Below are 21,382 nucleotides of genomic sequence, written 5' to 3'. Positions count from 1 at the left end.
GGCCCACCGGTCAGCGGGACGACCGCCACGCGAGAGCCGCGCGGACGCACGTGACGACGCCGAGGGCCAGGGTCGCGACGGCGAGGAGCACCACGACCTTGCCCACCGGTCCGAACGCCGAGTTCGCGACCACGACGTCGTACAGGACGTGGGCGGCCACGACGGGCCAGACGTCGCGGTGACGCGAGTACAGCACCCAGAAGAGGACGGACCAGACGAGCACCAGGGTCACGGTCATCGGGACGCCGTAGTAGAGGTGGAAGAGGCCCCGGAGCACGACGATCACCGCGACCTGCACCCAGCCCGGTGCCCGCAGCCGCGTGAGGACCGCGACGGGGACGGCCAGGATCAGGATCTCCTCGGCCACGCCCGCGTGCAGCGCGTAGAGCAGGACCATGAACGCCCCGGGACGCTCACCGCCGCCGGACCCCGCCTGCTCCAGGACCGGGGCGAAGGACGCGGCCTGGAACGCGATCCACAGGAACAGGTACGCCACGGCGAACAACCCGAGCCGGTCCCACCAGCCCGACCGCTCACGACGGACGAGCCCCAGGTCCGCGCGGTCCACACCGCCTCGGGCCGCCAGCACGATCGCCAGGGCGACGCCCACGAGCGCCGTCCCCCACAGGACCGCCATGGCGCCTGCGTCGGGCGAGCCCGAGGACGCCGTGCCGGACAGGATCTGCACGGCCCCGTACACGTAGAGCCCGAACGCGACCGCGTACGGGACGACGATCGTGGTCGCGCCCCACAGGACCGACGTCGGCCGCGACCAGGGCAGGGCGACGTCGTTCGACGACCGGCTCACTTCTCGAACGTGCCGTCGGTGGGCAGCGTCACGTCGCACGTCACGGGAGCGCCCGGAGCGGCCGAGGTGGCCTCGACGAGCACGGCCTCGTTGGTGCGACCGACGTCCTTGAGGACCCGGCACGACGCGGTGCCCTCGCCGGTGGGGGTCGCCACGACGCGGGCCGGCTGCCCGGCCGCCACGACCGCCTCGGTCGTGAACGGCGACTCGACAGGAACGGACGCGCTCTGCTCGACCGACGCGCCCGTACGGTCGCCCGCGGGGGCCTGCGTCCAGACGACCGACTCGACCCCCGCGTCCGACGTGACCTCGTACGTGAGGAAGTACGAGTCGATCGGCCGGTCGATGATCGCCGTGCGCAGCGCCAGGAACCCCACCACGAGCAGGGCGATGCCCAGGATCGAACCGACGACGACGAGGACAGGACCGACCTTGCTCTGCACAGCACACTCCGGATGATCTGCGGCCGAGGCGGGGTGCGCGGGGCCGACGGGGACGGACGCCGGGTGCGGCGCCGTCGGGCGCACCGCGGTGCCTCCGGTCCGTGGGACGGGGCGCCGGGTGCGCTGCTCCCACGCTAGGCGTGCGGACCGGGGCACGCATCGACCCTGCGGGCGAGGTGCGGACGAGGTTCCGTGCAGGTGCGTCGGCACTGCGGCGTACCGGCGTCCCCCGCAGGGTGACAACCGGACACCGGGAACTCGCTCGACTCGCGGGCGGCGCGCGCGGTCTACTGGGACGAGCCGCCCCCACCCCGCCAGGAGTCCCATGTCGTCGTCCCCGAGTCTCGACACCGAACGAGAACGCCTCGGCCTGCACGCCGACTGCGTGAGCTGCTTCGGCCTGTGCTGCGTGGCGCTCGCGTTCACGCGCTCCGCGGACTTCCCGATCGACAAGGACGCGGGCGAACCGTGCCGCAACCTGCGGCCCGACCACCGGTGCGGCGTCCACCCGGAGCTCCGCGAGCGCGGGTTCGTGGGCTGCACGGTCTACGACTGCTTCGGCGCGGGGCAGAAGATCTCCCGGGTCACGTTCGCCGGGCAGGACTGGCGCGAGCACCCCGAGGTGCGGTCGTCGATGTTCGCGCTGCTGCCCGTGCTGCGGCACGTCCACGAGCTGCTCTGGTACCTCACCGAGGCCGTGGCGCTGGCCGCGGGCAGGGACGGCGCCGGCGCCGGCGAGAGCAGCCCGGACCCGGCGCTGACCGCCGACCTGCGCGCCGCCGTGGACCGGGTCGAGCGCCTCTCGTTCGGTACCCCGCAGGACCTGCTCGCACAGGATCTCGACGCCCTGCGCAGCGGCCTCAACCCGCTCCTGCTCCGGGCGAGCGAGGTGGCTCGCGCACGCTCGCGCCACCAGCCCCGGGGACGGCGTGCGGACCACCGCGGCGCCGACCTGGTCGGGAAGCGGCTGGCCCGCGCCGACCTGCGGGGGGCGAGCCTGCGCGGAGCCCTGCTCGTCGGGGCCGACCTGCGCGGCGCGGACCTGCGCAGCGCCGACCTCGTCGGGGCCGACCTGCGGGGGGCCGACCTGCGCGGCGCGGACCTCACCGACGCGCTGTTCCTCACCCAGGCCCAGGTCAACGCGGCCCGCGGCGACACGACCACCCGCCTGCCCGACGGGCTCGAGCGCCCCGGGCACTGGACCGCCGCCCCGGCGGCCCCGGCGGCCCCGGCCGCCGAGCCCCGCCCGCGTCCCCGCGGCGACCACCCGCGCAGGGCGGCCCGACCGCGGCGGTGAGCGGCGCCGTCGGGCAGGCGGGGCGCCCGGACCTGCCCGCGACGCACGACGGGGCGGCCCCCAGCGGGACCGCCCCTCCTGGCGCTCGGCTCAGTTGTTGAGCTTCTTGGCCTGCTCCGCGACCGTGTCGACGTGCTTGTCGACCGAGTCCGACGTGCGGCCCTTGACCAGGTCCGCGACCTGGTCGATGCGCTCGTCCGTCAGGGCCTCCTTGGCCTTCTCGACGAACCCGCCCAGGCCGCCCAGGGCGCCACCCTTCGACTCGCTCATGTCCTCGTCCTTCCGTCGGCTCCCGGCACCGGTCGGTACCGGGTCACTGCGTATCCTGCCCCGGTCAGGCCCTCCACGGCGCACATCACCCGCCATGGGGAGCGCTCCCCATTGCGGCGAACAGCCTCCACCCCCCACAGTTGATCTCGTGGCCACCGAGCCACCACTCACCCACCACCCCTGAGGGAGCTTTCTTCGTGCGTCTCGTCCGCGGTATCGCCGTCCTGTCCGTCGCGTCCGTCGGGGTCCTCGGCCTCGCCGCCTGCTCGTCGGGTACCGACGCCCCTGCGTCCTCCTCGGCCGCGACGTCCGAGGGGGAGAAGGCCCCCGCGAAGGACTCGTCGTCGGACCTCACCGCCGAGAACTTCGTGCAGCGCATCACCGACGCGCAGCTCGCGGCGGGCAGCGTGACCATGGCGACCTCGACCTCGGTCGAGGGCACCAGCATGGACATGACCGGCGACATCGTCTTCAAGGACGGCTCGCAGAACCTCGCCATGACCATGACGGTCCCGGGCTCGGGCGAGATGCAGATCCGCTTCGTCGACGGCGTCTTCTACATGAACCTGGGCGAGCTCAGCCAGAACAAGTTCGTCGCGATCGACCCCGCCGACGAGTCCAACCCCATGGCGTCCCAGTTCGAGGGCCTCACCGAGCAGATGGACCCCACGGCGAGCGTCGAGGCGCTCGACGGCGCGATCAAGAGCGTCGAGAAGGACGGCGACCCCGTGGACGTCGACGGCGTCAAGGCCCAGCCCTACACGGTCGTGGTCGACACCACCAAGCTCACGGGCTCGGTGGCGGAGCAGGCGGAGGCCGCGGGCGCCGCTCTCCCCGAGACGCTGACGTACCAGTACTGGATCGACGGTGACGACCTCATGCGCAAGGTCGTCATGGACCTCATGGGGACGAGCATGGAGATGACGTTCTCCCACTGGGGCGAGGACCTGCAGGTCGTCGCCCCGTCCGCCGAGGAGATCTCGACCGAGCCGCTCTTCTGATCCGCAGCTCTCCGGGCCTCTGAGCCCGTCGAACGACGGCGGCGTGCCGGTCCACGGACCGGTGCGCCGCCGTCGTGCTGTCCCGGCCGCCGCCGGAACGGTGAGGCGGGCGCACCGGTGGGCGCCGCCGTCGGGCCGTCGGGCGCCTTCAGTCCGTGGGGCGGCGGCGCATCTGCTTGGTCGTGGTCCGCTGCTTCTTCGCGGCGAGGCGACGTTCCTGCGAGCCGCGCGTGGGGCGGGTCGCACGCCGTTGCCGCGCGGGCGGGGCGAGGCCGTCCGCGACGAGCGCTGCGAGGCGGGTCCGCGCAGCGGCCCGGTTGCGGAGCTGCTCGCGGTGCTCCGAGGCCGTCACGGTGAGCACTCCCCCGACGAGCCTCTTGTCGAGGCGCTCGACGAGGCGCGCGCGCTGCGCGTCGCTCAGGACGGCCGACGACGCGACGTCCCACGACAGCTCGACGCGCGAGTCCGTGGTGTTGACGCCCTGACCGCCGGGGCCGGAGGCGCGCGAGAACCGCCAGGTGAGCTCGGCGTCCGGGATCGTCAGCGCGGGGCTCACCACGAGACCTCGGTGCGGGGCGGTGGGCACCGGACCATCATCCCGCGTCGGCGGGGCGCGGCGGGAGGACGCGGCGGGAGCTGGTCACACACCACAGATTCTGGTACGCACGTCTAAGTTTGTGACCGGTATCACCGGATTGCGGCGTCATGTCCGCGCACGGGCGACGTCTCCCCGGGAGTGTCCGGACCCGCCGGGCGCGCCGCGGCACCGCCGCGCGACGAGAGGACCCGTGAGACGTGACTGCCCTGCCCGACCGGAGGACGTACCCCGGACGACGATCACCGGTCGCCTTCCTGCTGACCCTCCTCCTCGTGCTCGCCTCCGTGGTGACCACGAGCACCCTCCCCACCCAGGCGGCGACCGGGACCCCGATCTCCGTCGACAGCATCTCGTTCAGCAAGCAGGAGTTCCCCGACGGGAGCACCCAGGAGCTCACCGTGCGGTGGAGCGTCCCCGGCGAGGCGACGAACCCCGTCAGCGTGACCGTCGACCTGCCCGCAGGGCTCACCGGACGCGCGGACCGGTTCGCGATGATCTCCCCCGACGGCGGCCCCGCCGGTGAGTGCGTCGTCGGCGCCACGACCATCACGTGCACGGTCGACCCCGCGTACGTCGACGGGCACGAGCTCGCCATGAGCGGGGAGTTCACCGTCCGGGCCGACGTCTGGCTCGAGAACCTCGAGACCGTCGAGCACGTGTTCGACTTCGGCACCGTCGACGGCCCCCTCGCCGTGACCGTCACACCCAACCCCGACCGCTGCACGGAGAGCTGCACCTACCAGGGCCAGCACCAGGGCAAGTGGGGCTGGTACGACAACCTCACCGACACGATCACCTGGACGGTGTCCGTCCCCGCGCCCGGCGACGGCATGCCCGCAGGGCTCGACGTCGTCGTCGAGGACGTGCTCGACCCCACCGCGTACGAGCTCCTCGGCACGCCGACCGTCTACGAGGGCCGGTCCACGAGCTACGACCGGCTCGGCCGCGAACAGGCCGACCTCCGGGCCAAGGAGCCCTCCGACGTCACCGTCTCCCCGGACGGGCTCCGGGTCGAGTTCACCTCGGTCGCCGGCGCCGCGGGCGAGCCGCTCCCCGCAGGTCACACCGGTCTGTCCGGGTCGGTGTACCGCGTCGAGTGGACCGTCCGCGCCCTCGACGAGGGCAAGGCCACCACGTACGCGAACACCGCCCGGTACACGATCGAGGGAGACGTCTCGCACGTCGTCACGGGGCAGGCCACGCGCTGGTCGGGCTCCGGCACCGTCGTCGGCCGCAACTTCGGCAAGCTCCAGCTCACCAAGGAGCTCCACGGCGACACGACCCTGACCTCGGCGTTCAGCGTGCGCTACACGGCGCTGCTCGACGGCCAGGTCACCGACGAGCGCACCGTCGAGCTGCGCGACGGTCAGACCTTCCTCACCGACGAGCTGTTCAAGGGCACCACGGTCCGCCTCGAGGAGATCGCACCCACCGGACCGGAGAACGTCACCTGGGCCGACCCCGTCTTCGTCCAGCCGGACGGCACCACCTCCGAGCGGCTCGAGCTGACCTTCGGCGCCGACCGGTCGAACCTCGGTGGCGTCACCGAGATCCGCCTGGTCAACCGGGCGACCCTCGCCCGCGCGGGCGTCCAGGCCCACAAGGTCGTCGTCAACGACGACGGGCTCCGCCTCCCTCAGGACCTGTCGTTCACCCTGGCCTACGCCTGGGACGCCGTCCCCGGCCTCGGCATCGGGGCGGGCAGCGGCCGCGTGACCCTGCCCGCGGCGGGTGACCAGGTCTCGGTCCCCGACCTCCCGGTCGGGGCGACGGTCCGCTTCACCGAGCCCGCCCCGAGGAAGGTCCCGGGCGGTACCTGGTCGTCGCCCGCCGTCTCGCCCTCCGAGGTGCTCGTGACCGACGCGAGCGGCACCGTGGACGTGACGGTCACCAACACCCTGACGCGCGACCTCGGCGCGTTCAGCCTCACCAAGCGCCTCGCGGGGGACGGGGCAGGGCTCGTCCCAGACCCCACGTTCACGGTCCGGTGGTCCTACCCTGCCGACCCGTCCCAGGGCATCGACGAGCCGGGCACCGGCGAGGTGACCGTCACGGCCGGCGAGCCCGCGGTCGTGGTCGACCAGGTGCCCGCAGGCGCCCGCGTCACGCTCGCGGAGGTCCTCGACGAGGTCGAGGGCGGCACCTGGGGCGAACCGACGTTCAGCGAGCAGACGTTCACCGTGATCAAGGACGACGTCGTGGCCGTCGACCTCGACAACCTGATCACCCTGAACGCGGGGTTCGTCTCGGTCCGCAAGGCGATCGAGGGGACGGGCGCCGGGCTCGTGCCCGCCGACGACACGTTCGTCGTGCACTACACCTACCCCGCAGGCACGGGCTTCGCGGCGGGTGACGGCCGGCTCGTCGTGCCGGCGGACGGCGAGGCCGTCACGAGCGGCCCCCTGCCCTACGGCGCCGTCCTGACCCTCTCCGAGCTCCCCCCGGCCGACGTCGCAGGAGCGACCTGGGGCGAGGTGGGCATCTTCGCGCCCGCGGCCGTGACGATCGGCGACGGGACGACGAGCGAGGTCACGCTCACCAACACGATCACGCGGGACGTGGGCGCGTTCGCGCTCTCCAAGCGTGTCGAGGGGTCCGGGGCCGCGCTCGTCGCACCCCAGGACGGGTACACGTTCACCTACTCCTACCCCGCCGGGGACACCTGGTCGGGCCTCGAACCGACGACGGTCTCGGTGCCCGGTGACGGCACCACGGTGACGGTCCGCGACGTCCCTGCCGGGGCCGTGGTCACGGTCAGGGAGAACTCCCCCGAGGCCGTCGAGGGCGGCGCATGGTCGGCCCCGACGTACGAGGCCGCGAACAGCTTCGTCGTCACGAAGGACGCGACCTACGCGCTCGACGTCGTCAACTCGATCGAGCGGACGACCGGGTACCTCTCGGTGCGCAAGGACGTCGTCGGCACCGCCGCGCACCTCCTGCCGCCCGACGCCGAGTTCGTCGTGCGCTACGCGTACCCCGCGGGTGACGGCTTCGCAGCGGGCGAGGGCACCGTGGTCGTCGCGGCCGACGGCGTGCCCGTCGTCAGCGAGCCCCTCCCCTACGGCGCCCTCGTGACGCTCGTCGAGGAGGCGCCCGCGCCGGTCGACGGTGCCACCTGGACCGAGGCCGCCCTCAGCACCGAGCAGGTCCGCGTCGGGGACGGCACCGTGGTCGGGGTCGTCGTGACCAACACGCTCGACATGAGCCCGGCGCGCCCGGGTCCGGGCGTCGACCGGTTGTCCAACACCGGCGTCACGGTGCCGCTCGCGCTCCTCGGGGGCGCGGTGCTCCTGGTCGCGGGCGGTGCGACGCTGCGGGTCGCCGCTCGACGGCGCCGGTCGTGACCCGCTGAGCCCTCCGCCCGTGCCGGCCGGCGACGGGCGCGGGGGCACACCGCTGAAGGTGAGCGGCGCCGTCGGGCAGGATCTCCCGCCCGACGGCGCCGCTCGCCTCAGGCGGCGTTCTCGCCCACGCGCCCCTCGGCGCGGTCGCGGATTCCGCGCAGCATGCGCGCGCTCATGAGGAAGCTGACGGGCAGGACCGGTTCGACGATCGCCCCGGACCACCAGCGCGTGTACCCGTAGCGCTCGCGCACGACGAGACGCGTGGCGCCGTCCGCGACGGGGCGCAGCACGAACGACCAGGTGAAGTCGTACGGCGGGGCCGACGCGCCGACCGGGACGGCTCCCCGCAGCACGAGGTGCCGGTCGGGGACCATCGCGGCGACGCGCAGCGCGACGTCGGGGTGCAGACGCACGTCGTCGCCGACCGCGAGACGCTGCCACCGGGGATCGATGCGGTCCGCGTTCTCGATGTCGCAGCCCACGAGGTTCTCGAGCCACTCGTAGCTGTAGAACCCGCCGCGGCCCTGGCCGAGCTGCAGGACCCACTTCCACACCTCGCGCGGCGGGGCGTCGATCGTGACGGCACGGGTCGCGACCGCGTCGGCGCACGGGACGATCTCGTCGCCTGCGAGCGGCTCGGACGGCTCACCGTCGCGGGTCCCCCAGGTCATGGTCATGCGTCGGGTCAGGAGCAGCGCTCCGACCAGGAACGCCGTGGCGGCGGTCCGTCGTACGAGCGGTCTCATGGCAGTCTCCTCCGTCGTGGGACCTCGGCCTGACTCGATCGTCGCATCTTCGGGCGTCGAAGCAGCAGTGCTTGTGACAGATTGCACAAGCGTGTCGCGGCGGCGGGATGCTCAGCCCACCCGGCCGAAGGCCAGGAAGTGCGGGCTCGCGGCGATCAGCGCCGGGTCCTGCTCGAGCAGGCGCGCCGCCCGGATCGCGGAACCCAGCAGGGGTTCGGCCTCGTCCAGCGGCAGGTTGTCGAGGGCCGGAGTGCTTGGCCCCTCGACGCCGTAGACCGCCACCGCACCCAGCCCTGCCTCCTCGAGCTCCCCCGCAAGCTCGTCGGGACGGTGGAAGTACGCGGTCGTGAAGCCGGACCGCGGGTCGTGCAGGCCGGTCGCGACGGCGCGACGCAGCGACGGCTCCGTCTCGTCCGACACCTCCCCCACGGCCGCGAGCTCCAGGAGCCCCGCGTACCGGCTGATCGCCGCGGCGACCACCGTGCCGCCGCTACGTGCCACGCGGGCCGCCTCGCGCAGCGCGAGCAACCGGTCGGACCGCTCCGTGAGGTGGTAGAGCGGCCCCAGGACGAGCACCGCGTCCACCGAGGAGTCCTTGAAAGGCAGCTCCCGTGCGTCCCCGACCTGCGCCCGCACCCCCGAGATCTCCGCCGCCCTGGCGACGTGCGACGGCACGGGGTCGACCAGGTCGACGTCGTACCCGGCGTCGGCGAGCCAGGCTGCGTGCACACCGGTCGCACCCCCGACGTCGACCGCCCTTGCAGGGGCTGCCGGGAGGAACCTGCTCAGGAGCTCGCGCGTGCGCAGCAGCTCGAGGCGACCGTGGGCCGTCGCGTGGAGGCGACGCTCCTCGCGGTAGCGGTCGGTGTAGAAGTCGAGGATCTCGGGGTCCAGCGCTGGTCCGGTGCTCACACGGACATCCTGCCGTCGGCATCCCAGTTCGTCGAGCGTGCAGCTCGGGCTGTTCGTGGAGGCCGATGACGACCCCAAGTGCACGCTCGGCGCACGCAGCAGCGAAGCGCACGGCAAGAGCCTGCCGGACTCACGTGAGGTGGTCGAAGTCCCCGCGCACCCAGGCCGCGTGCCGCTCCGCGGAACGCCGCACGACACCCCGCGCACCCACCGGGATCACGCCCTCGAAGTTGTTGTAGAGCCGGTCGAACGCGAAGCGCTCGACATGGGTCGCGACCCGGTCCACCACGGCCCCCGACAGCGGGATCCGGTTGGGGTAGCTGCGCATGAAGCTCACCGACGTGCGGTCGGGGTTCGCGAAGATCGTGTCGCCGCTGAGCAGGACGCCGCGCCCCTGCGCACCGGCCGCCCAGTGGACGACCGCGCTGCCGGGGAAGTGCCCGCCCGGCTGGGAGAGCGTCACGCCCGGCAGGATCTCGCGGTCCTCGGACCACGTCTCGATCACCGGGTCGGGGCGGGCGACCCACCCGGCGTCGGCCTCGGCGACGAGCACGGGGACGCCCCCGAGCGCACGGCTCCACTCGACCTGGACGCCGAACATGTGCGGGTGGCTCGCGACGACGGCCACGACCTCTCCCAGGTCGCGCACCTGACGGACGGCGTCGTCGTCCAGGTACCCGACCGGGTCCCACAGCAGCATCCCGGCCGGTGTCCGCACGATCTTGGACTCCTGCCCGATGCCCACCCCGGGGTGCCCCGCGAGGGCGAAGAGGTCCGGTTCGAGCTCGGTCACCGAGACCTCGTGCCCCTCGGCCGCGAGCTCGTCGAGCGTCGTCCACGCCTGACCGTCCGCGGGCACCCACTGGCGCTCGTCGGCGCAGATCGCGCACACCTCGGGACGTTCGGCGTGCTCGACGGCGCACGTCCGGCAGATCCACCACGTCATCGGGGTCGTCCTCTCCCTCGTCGAGGCCTTGTCATGACCGACGCGTCAGGACGAGCATGGCCCATGGGTCACGCCCACTCTGACACGTCATCGGGGCGTCGGGGTCAACGGCTCAGCACCTCGGCGTCCTGCGGCTCGTCGTCACCGGCCGCGCCCGGCAGGTCACCCGCGTCCCCTGCGCCACCCGGCGGCACGTCGAGCCCGCGCAGCGGGTACGCCCAGAAGCAGAGCCAGGCCAGGCCCGCCACCGCGAGCGGCACGCCGCCCATGAGCACCCGGATCCCGGTCGACACCGTCTCCGGCTGGGCCCCCACCGCGAGACCGGCGTCGTAGCCCGTCGCGCCGAGGACCACGGCGATCACGACCGCCTGCACGATCACCGACCCGCGCACCACGAACCCGTTGACCCCGAAGTACATGCCCTCGCGGCGCAGCCCGGTGCGCCGCTCGTCGTCGTCGATCACCTGCCCGAGCGCGACCTCGAGGAGCTGCATCATGCCCGCGACGCCGATGCCCACGAGCCCGGCCACGGCCATGGCCCCCGGCAGCGAGCCGGGGAGCATGAACAGGCCGACGGCCACGGCGTACGCCGCGACGGACCACAGCAACGCCTGGCGCGGGCCGACCTTGCGGACCACCCAGGACCAGCCGACGATCGAGGGGATCGCGACGACGAAGATCGGCGCGAGCACGAGGGTCGCGTCGGCCTCGGCGCCGCCGAGCACGTAGCGCACGTAGAACGGCACCGACGCGAGCAGGATCGCGGTCGTGGACTGGAGCAGCAGGGACCCCAGCACGTACGTCACGAAGGCCTTGTTCGCGAACGTGTACCGGAGCTGGTCCCGCAGCGGCAGCGCGGCCTCGCGAGCCCTGACCTCGACCTCGTCGACGGGCCGCTCGACCATGCCCGCGAGCGACCAGACGAAGAACGCGAGGCACAGCGCGCCCAGCACGAGCCCCATGCCGACCCACCCGAGCGGCGACCCGTAGAGCAGCGGTGCCGCGGCGGTACCGAGGATCATCCCGACCAGCCCGAAGATCTGGCGCGGCGTGTTGCCACGGGCGCGCTCCGCCGTCGTGCGGAAGATCTCCGGGAAGAGCGCCGAGGTGTTGAGGACGACTGCGACGTACGCGACGTCGTAGACCGCGACCACCACGAGGAACCAGACGAGCAGACCCGCGGGGCTGACCTCGGGGGGCATCCACACGAGCGAGAACGCCGCGACGAGCGGCACGATCCCCAGCCCGATCCACGGGACGCGTCGCCCCCAGCGCGTGCGGTGCCGGTCGGAGGCCGCGCCGACGAGCGGGTTGAGGAGCGCGTTGAGGATGCCGTGCGCGACCATCGCACCTGCGACCCAGCCGGCGGGGAGCCGCAGGTGGTCGACGTAGAAGAACACGACGAACGCCGAGAACGTCTGCGCCATGAGGTTCGCGGGGAACGCCGAGGCGCCGTAGGCGAGGGTCCGGCCACGCGTGGGGAGGCCGGTCAGGCGGCGGTCGCGCAGGGCCGTGAGCGCGCTCATCGAGCACCCCCGACGGCGTCGCTCGCCCGAGCGACCGGGGTGCCCGAGGCGTCGCGCACCTGGGGTGCGAGCCCGCGCTGGACGTCGCGCAGGTCGCGCCAGCCGACGCGCACGATCCCCTCCTCGGCGAGGGTCGCGGCGACGTCGGGGTCGGCCAGCAGGCGGCGCTCGAAGCCGCGCTTGGCGACTGCGTAGTCGGCGACGTCGCCGAGCTCGTCGTCGTCGAGCATGGGGTGCAGGAAGACCTCGGTGACCCCCGGCTCGGTCGCGCGGAGCAGGTCGAGGAAGCCCGCCTTCATCGAGGCGTAGTCCTCCTCGTCGGGCGTCCCCTCCCCGAGCAGCTCGAACGGGTGCGTCGTGAGGTGGTCGAGGATCACGACGCCGGCCGCGTCGGCCGCGGCCGCGGCCTGGTCGAGCACCGAGCGGTAGGTGTCGGGCAGTCCCAGGCCGACCGTGCGCGGCAGCCGGAACGGCAGGCCGTGACGGGCCGCGAGCTCGAAGACCTGCGGCAGGAAGCTGCGGCCCGTCTCGAGCCCGTAGACCGAGCCCATGTGGTTGTCGAGGTGCGTGACGTCCATGCCCGCGGCGAGGGCCGCGTCGAGCTGGGCGGCGAGCTCGGCCGCGACGTCCGCGTCGCTCGCCCGGAGCTCGACGCTGCGGCAGTCGGCCGGGAAGTACCCGGCGTCGTCGACGAGGGTCGTCCCGACCCCGGTGAGGGGGCGCCACCGGTACCGGGTCCACTCGCTCGTGAGCACGAGGTGCACGCCCAGGTCGAGGTCGGTGCGGTCGGCCGCGAAGGCGAGCGCCTCGGGCGCCCAGGGGCACGGCACCATGAGGGTCGCGGAGTCGAGGTGGCCCGCGACGAGCAGCTCGGTGATCGCGCGGTTCGCGGCGCGGCACATGCCGAGGTCGTCGGCGTTGAGGACCAGGGCCCGGGAGTCCGGCGGGAGGCCGAGCCGGGTCACGAGGTCAGAGGGTGCGCGCATCGTCGGCTCCTCGGGGGGCGTGGCCGGTGGCGAGGTCCGCGTCGAGGGGTGCGTCGTCGTCGGGCAGGTCCTCCGACTCGGCGGCGCGCCGGACCGCGGCCGTGAACGCCTGGTCCCGCAGCGTGTCCCGGGCGAGGGCCGCCGCACCGAGCAGCACGGCGTCGGCCGCGACGGCGCTGGGTTCGACCACGATCGGCAGGATGCCGACCCGTTCGGCGAGGTAGGTCTGGACGCGACCCAGGACCGCGTCCTCGCGCGCGACGCCCGCCAGGACGATCTTCTGCGGTTCGAGCAGGAGCGCGACCGACGCGATCAGCACGGCGAGGCGCCCGGCGAGCTCGTCGACGACCGCGACCGCACGCTCGTCGCCGTCGGCCGCGAGGTCGAGGACCTCGTGCGGCGCGAGGCCCGCGGGCAGGCCCGCCTCCTTGGCGGACGTCGCGAGCGACGCGGCGCCGATGCTCTCGGCGCCGAGCGCGCGACCGGGCTGCGGGAGGAACGCGACCTCGCCGGCCCCGCCGGACGCGCCGCGGTGCAGCTTGCCGTCGATGACGATCCCGGCGCCCAGCCCGATCCCCAGGCGCAGCAGCACGAACGAGTCGAGCCCCTTGCCCGCGCCTGTACGCTGCTCGGCGATCGCGGCGAGGTTGACGTCGTTCTCGAGGACGACGGGGCAGCCGAGGCCTTGCTCGAGGGCGGCGTGCAGCGTGGGTCCGCCCTTCTCGAGGCCGGGGACGCGGCGCACCATGGCGTGGTCGGCGCCCACGATCGCCGGGAGCCCGACGACGGCGCACCGGATCGCGACGGACGCGGCGCCCGTGTCGTGGCGCACCGCGGCGACGCAGTGCGCGGCGAGCTTCTCGACCGCGCTCGCGCGCGCCTCGGGCTCCTTCGCGGACAGCGGCTGCTCGGCCCGGGCCCGGACCCGTCCGACGAGGTCGACCAGTGCGACGCGGACGCGCACGTGGCCGATGTCGACCGCGAGCGCGTAGCCGTGCTCGGGGTCGACGCGGTACAGCGTGGCCGCGGGGCCGCGTCGGTCGTGGTCGAGACCGGCCTCCTCGACGAGCCCGTGCTCGACGAAGGTCCGCAGCGCGAGGGCCACGGTGGTCTTGGACAGGCCCGTGGCCGCGACGATCTCGGGTCGTCCGAGCGTGTCGTGGGCGTCGAGCACCTCGAGGACTGCGCGGGCGTTGATCTCCCGGAGCAGTCGTTGATCTCCTGCAAGAAGCATGTCTACCGGTCTCCGTCGACGGTCGTTCCCCTGGACATGAGTAGGTCGGAAACCTCCCTACCCGGGCGAGAGTACCCCGCGGAGGTTCGTGACCGCTCGGCGAATCGCCAGGGTTCACCCCGCGTCGCCGTCGCCGGACGGCGCGCCGCACTCGGGGTTGACCCCGAGGGCGAAATGGGGGGAACACCCGATGTCGCCCCGAGCCCCTTCCGCCCTAGCCTCGATGGTGGTGGGCCCCGCCGGGGGGTGGGGCCCCCACCACGACCTCACGAACACCTCGGACACGACGAACAGGGGATCGACATGCGGACCACGAACCGGCGACCGGTGACGGCGGGCCTGGTCGCCGTCACGGCGCTCACGCTCGGCGCGTGCGGGTTCGGACCGCGATCGATCGCGACCGACACCTACACGGTCCCGGACGAGATCACGTCGGTACGACTGGACCTCAGTGCCGGGTCCGTCACGCTGCGCGGGGACGCGTCCGCGACCGAGGTCGGCATCGAGCGCACGGTCGACTACGCGGGCGCCTACCCCGAGCAGGAGACGCACCGCGTCGAGGACGGCGTCCTGGTCCTGTCCGGGTGCGGACGGCACTGCTCGGCGAGCTACTCGGTCGACCTGCCCGCAGGGCTGCCCGTCACGGGCGGGACCGAGCACGGCAGCATCGACCTGACCGCGACCGGTGCGGTGGACGTCGAGACGTCCAACGGGTCCATCACCCTCACCGGGATCGACGACGGGATCGTCGCGCGCACCTCGAACGGCAAGGTCACGGGGACACGGCTCGGCGGCACCGCCGGCGTCGACGCCGAGACGTCCAACGGGGCGGTCGAGCTGACCCTCGCGACCCCGCAGGACGTCCGGGCGACGACCGACAACGGCAGGGTCGAGGTCACCGTCCCCGACGGCAGCTACCGGGTACGTGCCGAGACCGACCTGGGCGGCACCGACGTCACCGTCCCGGACGACCCCGACGGCGAGTTCACGATCGACGCGTCCTCGTCCAACGGGCGGGTCATGGTCTCGCGAGGCTGAGGACCCGTCAGAGCGGGCCCAGGACGTCGCGGGCGTCCGCGTCGAGCGCGAGCGTGCCGAGCACCGTGAGCAGCATGCGTTCCTCGTAGCGGAAGTGGGACTCCATGATCGCGGCGATCCCCTCGAGGTGACGGTCGAGCTCGTCCGGCGTCGCCGCCCGGTCGACCGCTGCCAGGAGCCCGCTCAGCAGGTGCGCGATCATCGAGTGGTCCTGCTTCAGGGTGCGCAACGTCCCGACCAGCTCGGGGTGGGCGGCCGCGATCGCGGGGAACAGCTCGCGGTCCTCGCCCTCGTGGTGGCCCGTCAGAGCCGTGCAGAAGCCGTGGCAGAACAGCAGCAGGTCGCGGGTCGCAGGTTCGGCGGCCGCTCCGTCGTCGAGCGCGGCCCGGGTGACGCGCAGCGCCTCGCGCAGCCGGTCGTGCACGGCGCGCAGCTCGTGGCTCCAGGCGACGAGCCTGGTCTTCTCGCCCTCAGTCACGCGAGGGCGAAGGGGGCGACGTGGTCATCGTCGTGCTCCTTCGTGTCCGGCGCCTCCATGCCTGGCACGGTCTGCCACCGGCACGCGACGCTGCGCAGACCCTACCGGACCTCCTCCGCCCGGGTGCGTGCCGCCGTCGGCGTCGTGGCCCTTGCCGCTCACCTGCCGCTCACCCCGGCGCACCACCTCACCCCCGCGCGACCCAGGCGGGGCGCCGTGCGTCGTCGACGCGCACGACCACGTCGGCGTCACGCTCCGGGGCGACCTCTGCCCGGTACCGCGCGTACGCGGGCAGCGTCCAGGCGTCCGCGGGGGGCGTGCGCCGTGCCAGCGTCGCGTCCTGGAGGGCCAGGTGGACGGTCAGGTCGACGTCGAGCCCGCGCCCGAGCGACAGGGACCCGTCGAGCAGGACGACGAGCCCCGGCGGGGCCTCGACGTAGCCGGCGCGCGTCGAGCGCGAGGTCACGGGGTCGCGCAGGCTGGGCAGGTAGCGCCCGTCCCCGCCCGGCCCGACGGCGGCCAGCACCTCCCGGTTCAGCGCCCCCACGTCGATCCACTCGTCGAGCAACGAGTCCGGGTCCTCGTGCCCGTGCTCGAGCCGCAACGACGCGGGCCGCAGGAAGTCCCGCACGCTGACGCGCGCCGTCGGGCGGCCGGCGACGCGCAGGGGTTCGACGAGCTGGTCGGCGAGCGTCTCCGGGTGCGTCGAGGGGTGGCCGTCGACGAGGACGCTCGTCGCCGTCGCGTCGCCGCGCGAGCGCTCGACGACGAGCGCGGCGACCCGTGCGACGAGGACCTCCTGGCTGACCGGCTCGACACGCACCCGGTCAGGATGTCACGGCGCCCGCGCGACGAAGGACCGACCGCCGACCGAGCCTCGCGGGACGGATCCCGGACGCCCGACCGGCGGTCGGCCCTGCGGTCGTGCTCAGCGCCTCCCGGGTGTCACTCGACCGCGGGCACGGTGAGGACGCCGGCGAGCGCGGGAGCCGTGAGGGCCGTCAGCCGTTCGCGGACGAGTCCCCGAGGAGTTCCTCGACCCAGCGGACGGACAGGTGGCCGACCGTCGCGATCTGGTCGGTCGACGCCCCGTCGAGCACCGCGGCCCGCACCGCCGCGACCACGCGTTCGACCTCCTGCGGGCTCGGTACCTCGGGCAGGTCGGCAGTGAGGCCGGCCAGGCGGTCGAGCGCTGTCGTCGGTGGCGTGTCCACGGCAGGAACGTACCAATGCGGCGCGGATTGCGGGCTGCCCGGACCCGGCGCACGGTGGGAGCCTGTCCATCGCTCCCAGGAGGCGTCCACGATGACCACGTTCCCGACGATCCGGCAGGTCGTGCTCGACACGACCGACGCCCGCGGCCTCGCCGAGTTCTACCGCGCCCTGTTCGGCCTGGAGTACCGCGCGGGCGACGAGCCGCCCGCGACCGGCCGGCCGGACCCTGCCGGCACGGACTGGCTGGTCCTGCGTTCGCCGGGCGGGGTGCCACTCGCGTTCCAGCAGGTCGAGCACCTGCCGCCGTCGACCTGGCCCGACCCGGCCGTCCCCCAGCAGCTCCACCTCGACTGCACGGTCCCTGACCGGGAGGCCCTCGACGCCCAGCACGAACGCGCCCTGGCGCTCGGCGCCCGCCTGCTCCGGGACCGGTCCGACGACCCCGAGGAGCCCCTGCGCGTCTACGCGGACCCGTCAGGTCACCCGTTCTGCCTCTTCGTGGGCTGACTCTCCGCCCCGCCCGCGGTCAGGCCACGTCTCCGCGGTCCCCCACCGGCCGAAGCCGTCACAGCTCCTCGACCTCGATCAGCCACTGCGCGATCGTCCGGTCCTCGATCGTCATGCGGTACGTCTGCCCCGGGTCGATCGCGTCGTCCAACCGGCTCTGGCGGTTCTCGTTGACCCCGAGCAGGCCGCAGGACGTGCGCACGTCGTAGTACGTCCTGGAACGGTTCGTGTGCGGAGCCACGTCGCTCTCGACGACGCAGGTCCGCTCGGTCGTCGTCCAGCTCGCGACCCAGACGACGACCGGTGTCGTGACGACGACGGCCGCGACCGTCCACCCGACCACGACCTTGGGGATACGCATGTCGTGGAGGATATCGAACCGCCCGCTGCTGCCCGCCTGCCCGCTCGCCGCGCGCGAAGGACGCGGCCCGCCGTCGGGCAGGCTGGCCGGGCGACGCTCAGGCGGGCTTGGTCGCCTTGCCGTCCAGCCACAGGGTGTCGGACTCGTCGCGGTGCGTGCCGGTCGAGCCGACGTGCTTGCTGTCGATCGTCGGGCCCTTCTTGACGACGTGGACGATCGCCATCGCGTGACCGCGACCGAGGTCGTAGTCCTCCTTGAGCCACTCGACGATCACGCCGGCCTTCACGGCCGGGTCGTCGTAGCCCTTCTCCTGCGCGATCGTCACGAGCTGTCGCGGGGTGAGGCCGGTCTTGTCCTCGACCGCGTCCAGGTAGGCCTGAAATGACATGGTTCTCCTCGTTTCGGGTGGGTCGGGGTTGAGCTGCCGGTCCGGTGCGACTCAAGCGGTACCGAGCGCCCTGCGCAAGCGCTGGGCGAAGGCAGCGGGGTCGTCGACGAAGCCGGTGTGGTCGCCCGGGAAGAGCGTGGTCGTGGTGCCGAGCAGGGCCGCGAGCGCCGACGACGCCCGGTCGCAGAGCTGTCCCGTCGAGTCCTCGCCGACCCCGACGACCACGCGGACGGGAGAGGCGCGCAGCGCCTCGACGTCGGGCTCGAAGAGGGTGGTCCCCAGGAGGTCGTGCGCGAACCAGAAGCGTTCGTCCGCGACCTGCTGCGGGTCGCGCTCGCCGCCGAACATCTGCTCGACCATCTCGTCCGGGACGTCGATGTCGCCGACCGCGAAGAACTTCCGCCAGGCGCCGACGACGTCGCCCGCGCGGTGGTCGTCCACGAGCTCGCGGGTCGCGGCGTGCAGCCGCTCACGGTCCGGCATGAGGGCGTCGAGCGGCGGCTCGTGCGCGACGACCGTCCTGACCAGGTGGGGGTGCGACTGGACGAGGGCGAGCGCGGTCACGGCGCCGCCGCTCGACCCGACGACGGTCGCGGGGCCAGCGTCGAGGTGGGTCAGGAGCCGCGCGAGATCGTCGGCCCGGACCTCGGGCAGCGTGTCCCGGTCCGGGTCGTCCACCGTGCTGCGGTGGATGCCGCGCGGGTCGGTCGTCAGGACGGTGTGGTCGGTCGCGAGCAGGTCGGCGAGCGGCGCGAACGCGTCGGCGTCCATGGGTGCGCCGACGAGCACCACGAGCGGCCCGTGGCCCCTGACCTCGTGGTGGAGCGTGGCGCCCGGGACCTGCAGCGTCCGGGCGGTCGCGGGGAAGGTCGCGGAGACGGTCGGGGTGTCGGTCACGGGAACCTCCGGGGGTGCGCAGGACGGGTGGTCGAGGGGGTGGACCGGTAGGGCGGCCGGAACTCATCGGTCCGCCGCCCGAGCCCGACCCTCCTGGCCGACCCCGTCACCTGGCTGCTCCGGGGCGGACCCCCGGAGCCGTGCCCCCGCGCCCCGGACGCAGCGCGACCTACCGTCCGAGCAGCGTGTCGATCTCGGCCATCTCGGCCGTCTGCACGTCGACCATGACCTGCGCGAGGTCGCGGAGCCCGGCGTGGCCGCCGCCCTCGATCTCGCCCTGCGTCATCGCGATCGCGCCCTCGTGGTGCGAGTGCATGAGCTCGAGGAACGTCGCCTCGGCCTCGGTCACGGCGGTCGCGTCACCCGTGCTCGCGTCCGCGAGACGTTCGAGGGACCCCATCTGGTCGCTCGTGAGCATGCCGTTCGCGACGTGCACGGAGTGCATCTGCATGAGGTCGTCCATCCCCCAGGCGTCGGCCCAGCCGAGCATGGTCCCGATCTCCTCGGTCTGACCGTCGAGGATGCGCTGCGCGAGGTCGCGCGTCGGCTCGCTGACACCGTCGACGGCCAGGATGATCTCGCTCATCTCGACGGCCTGCTCGTGGTGCGGGGTCATCATCGCGACGAAGTGCGTGTCGATGTCGTTGACCTCGGCCGGGGCTCCCGCAGAGCCGCTCGCGGCGGGCGGGCTCCCGTCCTCCGAGGGCGAACCGCTCCCCGTCGAGCAGCCCGCGAGGGCGGCGGTCAGGACGAGCGCGGTGAGGGCGGTGGGCAGCTTCTTCAAGGAGGACTCCGGTGTGTCTCGGGATCGCCGGGGCACGCGGGCGCCGGTTCCGGCGAGCGTCCGACCAGGGTAGGTGCGAAGTCTGGGAGCCGGCTGTGCCCCCACGGGCGGTGCGCCGCCAGATCACCCTGTGGATCCCGCGCCCCGGCGGTCCCCGTCACAGTATGGTCAGCGCACTCGACGAGGAGGCCACCGTATGACTTCCCCACGGTCCACAGACCACCGTTCGGCCACGACCACAGTGGCGCGCGCCGCCGACCAGGCGGACCTTCCGCCCCTGCTCACCGGGTGGCGGCGCCTGTGGACGCGCCCGGCACTCATGCCGTACGTGCGGCTCGTCGTCCTGGTCCTGGCGATCAACGTCGCGGCGGCCGTCGCCCTGCTCCCGGGCACGTCGACACCAGAGCGACTCGACCTGACCCTCACGGCGGCGGCGCTGAACCTCGGGGCCGCGGCCGTGATCCGGCAGCAGCACGTCGTCAACCTGCTGTTCCGCCTCGCGACGAGCGCGCCCGTGACGTGGCCCCTGCGCGTCCGCGCGGGGCTCGCGAAGGTCTACCACCTGGGCGGGATCCATGTCGGGGCCGCGATCTCCGCGACCGCGTGGTTCACCGTGTTCGCCGCGACCGCGCTGAGCCCGCCCGGGCGAGGCGAGCTGTCCGGGCCCACCCTCTGCGTCGTCGTCGTCCTCGCGCTGCTGCTGCTGACGATCGCCGCTCTGGCCACGGCGCCCTTGCGCCGCATGCGCCACGACCTGTTCGAGATGAGCCACCGGCTCGGCGGCTGGTCGACCCTCGCGGGCTTCGCTGCACTGACCGTCCTGTTCGCGCACGACCTCGCGCCGAGCGACCCGTGGACCGCGATCCTCTCAGCCCCCGCGACGTGGGTCCTGGCGGTCGTGATCGTGTGCGTGGGACTGCCGTGGCTGCACCTGCGCAAGGTCGCGGTGGACGTGCACACGCCCTCGTCCCACGTCGCGATCGTGCGCCTCCACCACGGCTCGCGGACGTTCGTGGGTTCCTCGACCACGATCGCCCGGCACCCGCTCGGCCAGTGGCACCCCTTCGCGAACCTCGTCACGCCGAGCCGCCCCGAGCTGCGCCTTGCGATCTCCCGGGCGGGCGACTGGACGGGGTCGTTCATCGACTCCCCGCCGGACCACGTCTGGGTCCGCGGCGTGCCCACGGCCGGGGCCGGGAACGTCGGCAAGCTCTTCCGCAAGGTCGTGTGGATCACGACGGGCAGCGGGATCGGCCCGTGCCTGCCCAGCCTGCTCGCGGGCGCGCCCGCCCACCTGGTGTGGGTCACCCGGACGCCCGAGGCCACATTCGGCCCCGGGCTCGTCGCCGAGATCACGGAGTCGCTGCCGGACGCCCTCGTGTGGGACACCCGCGCCCTGGGCAAGCCCGACCTCGTGGCCCTCGCGCTCGACGCGGTGCGCACGACCGGCGCCGAGGCCGTCATCTGCATCTCGAACCGTCCGACGACGTTCGAGGTCGTCGAGGGCCTCGAGTCGCGGGGCATCCCCGCGTTCGGCGCCATCTGGGACTCCTGAGGCGCGTCGCTCCTCCCCCCGGCCCGACGGCGTCACCCGCGTGGCGCC

At 73.5% G+C, this 21,382-nt stretch carries 23 protein-coding genes; 6 read left to right on the top strand and 17 right to left on the bottom strand.

The window, feature by feature from the left end; genetic code table 11:
* Positions 1–10 precede the first annotated feature (10 nt).
* Both WFH32_RS15520 and WFH32_RS15515 read right to left on the bottom strand, forming a co-directional pair.
* Positions 11–808, bottom strand: coding sequence for a CPBP family intramembrane glutamic endopeptidase (locus WFH32_RS15520; protein ID WP_336708216.1), 798 nt, complete (start codon positions 806–808; stop codon positions 11–13).
* Complete coding sequence (locus WFH32_RS15515; protein WP_336708215.1) at positions 805–1,251, bottom strand: hypothetical protein; 447 nt, start codon at positions 1,249–1,251, stop codon at positions 805–807. Before WFH32_RS15515 ends, WFH32_RS15520 begins: the two co-directional genes overlap by 4 nt.
* Before the next feature lie 325 nt (positions 1,252–1,576).
* Between WFH32_RS15515 and WFH32_RS15510 the strand changes: the two genes are divergently transcribed.
* Positions 1,577–2,548, top strand: a complete 972-nt coding sequence (locus tag WFH32_RS15510) for a pentapeptide repeat-containing protein (RefSeq protein ID WP_191794814.1) — start codon at positions 1,577–1,579, stop codon at positions 2,546–2,548.
* 90 nt (positions 2,549–2,638) lie between these two features.
* On the opposite strand, the gene WFH32_RS15505 is transcribed toward WFH32_RS15510, so the two are convergent.
* Positions 2,639–2,818 (bottom strand): hypothetical protein, encoded by a 180-nt coding sequence (locus tag WFH32_RS15505; RefSeq protein WP_138827074.1) that lies wholly within the window; start codon positions 2,816–2,818, stop codon positions 2,639–2,641.
* A gap of 197 nt (positions 2,819–3,015) precedes the next feature.
* Between WFH32_RS15505 and WFH32_RS15500 the strand changes: the two genes are divergently transcribed.
* Positions 3,016–3,819, top strand: a complete 804-nt coding sequence (locus tag WFH32_RS15500; protein ID WP_191794812.1) for a hypothetical protein — start codon at positions 3,016–3,018, stop codon at positions 3,817–3,819.
* Positions 3,820–3,967: 148 nt separating this feature from the next.
* Here WFH32_RS15500 and arfB read toward each other — a convergent pair whose 3' ends face one another.
* Entirely contained in the window at positions 3,968–4,405 is a 438-nt protein-coding gene (arfB, locus tag WFH32_RS15495) for an alternative ribosome rescue aminoacyl-tRNA hydrolase ArfB (RefSeq protein WP_191794810.1), read from the bottom strand.
* Between the two features lie 209 nt (positions 4,406–4,614).
* On the opposite strand from arfB, the gene WFH32_RS15490 reads away from it, so the two are divergent.
* Positions 4,615–7,761, top strand: a complete 3,147-nt coding sequence (locus WFH32_RS15490; RefSeq protein WP_336708212.1) for a DUF5979 domain-containing protein — start codon at positions 4,615–4,617, stop codon at positions 7,759–7,761.
* A 107-nt stretch (positions 7,762–7,868) separates the two neighbouring features.
* On the opposite strand, the gene WFH32_RS15485 is transcribed toward WFH32_RS15490, so the two are convergent.
* The 6 genes from WFH32_RS15485 to WFH32_RS15460 form a co-directional block, all read right to left on the bottom strand.
* Complete coding sequence (locus WFH32_RS15485; protein ID WP_191794806.1) at positions 7,869–8,507, bottom strand: SRPBCC family protein; 639 nt, start codon at positions 8,505–8,507, stop codon at positions 7,869–7,871.
* A gap of 111 nt (positions 8,508–8,618) precedes the next feature.
* Entirely contained in the window at positions 8,619–9,419 is an 801-nt protein-coding gene (locus tag WFH32_RS15480) for a class I SAM-dependent methyltransferase (RefSeq protein WP_336708210.1), read from the bottom strand.
* A 130-nt stretch (positions 9,420–9,549) separates the two neighbouring features.
* Positions 9,550–10,365, bottom strand: coding sequence for a hydrolase (locus WFH32_RS15475; protein WP_336708208.1), 816 nt, complete (start codon positions 10,363–10,365; stop codon positions 9,550–9,552).
* Positions 10,366–10,469: 104 nt separating this feature from the next.
* Positions 10,470–11,891: an MFS transporter gene (locus WFH32_RS15470; RefSeq protein WP_336708207.1), complete on the bottom strand. Its 1,422-nt coding sequence runs from the start codon at positions 11,889–11,891 to the stop codon at positions 10,470–10,472.
* A complete protein-coding gene (locus tag WFH32_RS15465) occupies positions 11,888–12,877 on the bottom strand; it encodes a polysaccharide deacetylase family protein (RefSeq protein WP_336708206.1) in 990 nt (329 codons plus the stop codon). The genes WFH32_RS15470 and WFH32_RS15465 overlap by 4 nt, the downstream gene beginning before the upstream one ends.
* The gene (locus WFH32_RS15460; RefSeq protein ID WP_191794794.1) at positions 12,861–14,111 is read right to left on the bottom strand and encodes an ROK family transcriptional regulator; all 1,251 of its coding nucleotides are present in this window, start codon (positions 14,109–14,111) and stop codon (positions 12,861–12,863) included. The genes WFH32_RS15465 and WFH32_RS15460 overlap by 17 nt, the downstream gene beginning before the upstream one ends.
* 303 nt (positions 14,112–14,414) lie before the next feature.
* Here WFH32_RS15460 and WFH32_RS15455 point away from each other — a divergent pair, with 303 nt between their 5' ends.
* Positions 14,415–15,149, top strand: coding sequence for a DUF4097 family beta strand repeat-containing protein (locus tag WFH32_RS15455; protein ID WP_336708204.1), 735 nt, complete (start codon positions 14,415–14,417; stop codon positions 15,147–15,149).
* 7 nt (positions 15,150–15,156) lie between these two features.
* Here the strand turns inward: WFH32_RS15455 and WFH32_RS15450 are convergent, their stop codons facing one another.
* From WFH32_RS15450 to WFH32_RS15440, 3 genes are all read right to left on the bottom strand, one after another.
* Positions 15,157–15,627 carry a hemerythrin domain-containing protein gene (locus WFH32_RS15450; protein WP_191794790.1) on the bottom strand — a complete coding sequence of 157 codons (471 nt, stop codon included), beginning with the start codon at positions 15,625–15,627 and terminating at the stop codon, positions 15,157–15,159.
* A 187-nt stretch (positions 15,628–15,814) separates the two neighbouring features.
* Entirely contained in the window at positions 15,815–16,450 is a 636-nt protein-coding gene (locus WFH32_RS15445; protein WP_191794789.1) for a uridine kinase, read from the bottom strand.
* 178 nt (positions 16,451–16,628) lie between these two features.
* Positions 16,629–16,841 carry a hypothetical protein gene (locus WFH32_RS15440; RefSeq protein WP_336708202.1) on the bottom strand — a complete coding sequence of 71 codons (213 nt, stop codon included), beginning with the start codon at positions 16,839–16,841 and terminating at the stop codon, positions 16,629–16,631.
* A gap of 91 nt (positions 16,842–16,932) precedes the next feature.
* Between WFH32_RS15440 and WFH32_RS15435 the strand changes: the two genes are divergently transcribed.
* Positions 16,933–17,349 carry a VOC family protein gene (locus WFH32_RS15435; RefSeq protein WP_191794785.1) on the top strand — a complete coding sequence of 139 codons (417 nt, stop codon included), beginning with the start codon at positions 16,933–16,935 and terminating at the stop codon, positions 17,347–17,349.
* A gap of 58 nt (positions 17,350–17,407) precedes the next feature.
* On the opposite strand, the gene WFH32_RS15430 is transcribed toward WFH32_RS15435, so the two are convergent.
* From WFH32_RS15430 to WFH32_RS15415, 4 genes are all read right to left on the bottom strand, one after another.
* Positions 17,408–17,710 (bottom strand): hypothetical protein, encoded by a 303-nt coding sequence (locus WFH32_RS15430; protein WP_336708201.1) that lies wholly within the window; start codon positions 17,708–17,710, stop codon positions 17,408–17,410.
* A gap of 97 nt (positions 17,711–17,807) precedes the next feature.
* Positions 17,808–18,098: a DUF4287 domain-containing protein gene (locus WFH32_RS15425; protein WP_191794781.1), complete on the bottom strand. Its 291-nt coding sequence runs from the start codon at positions 18,096–18,098 to the stop codon at positions 17,808–17,810.
* Positions 18,099–18,149: 51 nt separating this feature from the next.
* Positions 18,150–18,995 carry an alpha/beta fold hydrolase gene (locus tag WFH32_RS15420; RefSeq protein WP_336708199.1) on the bottom strand — a complete coding sequence of 282 codons (846 nt, stop codon included), beginning with the start codon at positions 18,993–18,995 and terminating at the stop codon, positions 18,150–18,152.
* Between the two features lie 169 nt (positions 18,996–19,164).
* Positions 19,165–19,779: a DUF305 domain-containing protein gene (locus WFH32_RS15415; RefSeq protein WP_336708198.1), complete on the bottom strand. Its 615-nt coding sequence runs from the start codon at positions 19,777–19,779 to the stop codon at positions 19,165–19,167.
* Between the two features lie 196 nt (positions 19,780–19,975).
* On the opposite strand from WFH32_RS15415, the gene WFH32_RS15410 reads away from it, so the two are divergent.
* Positions 19,976–21,334 carry a hypothetical protein gene (locus WFH32_RS15410; protein ID WP_191794775.1) on the top strand — a complete coding sequence of 453 codons (1,359 nt, stop codon included), beginning with the start codon at positions 19,976–19,978 and terminating at the stop codon, positions 21,332–21,334.
* The last annotated feature ends 48 nt before the right edge of the window (positions 21,335–21,382 follow it).

Origin of the sequence: Oerskovia sp. USHLN155, assembly GCF_037145535.1 — a bacterium.
GTDB lineage: Bacteria > Actinomycetota > Actinomycetes > Actinomycetales > Cellulomonadaceae > Oerskovia > Oerskovia rustica.
The sequence above is the reverse complement of the archived record's forward strand: the minus strand, read 5'-3'. Positions and strand labels throughout refer to the sequence as shown.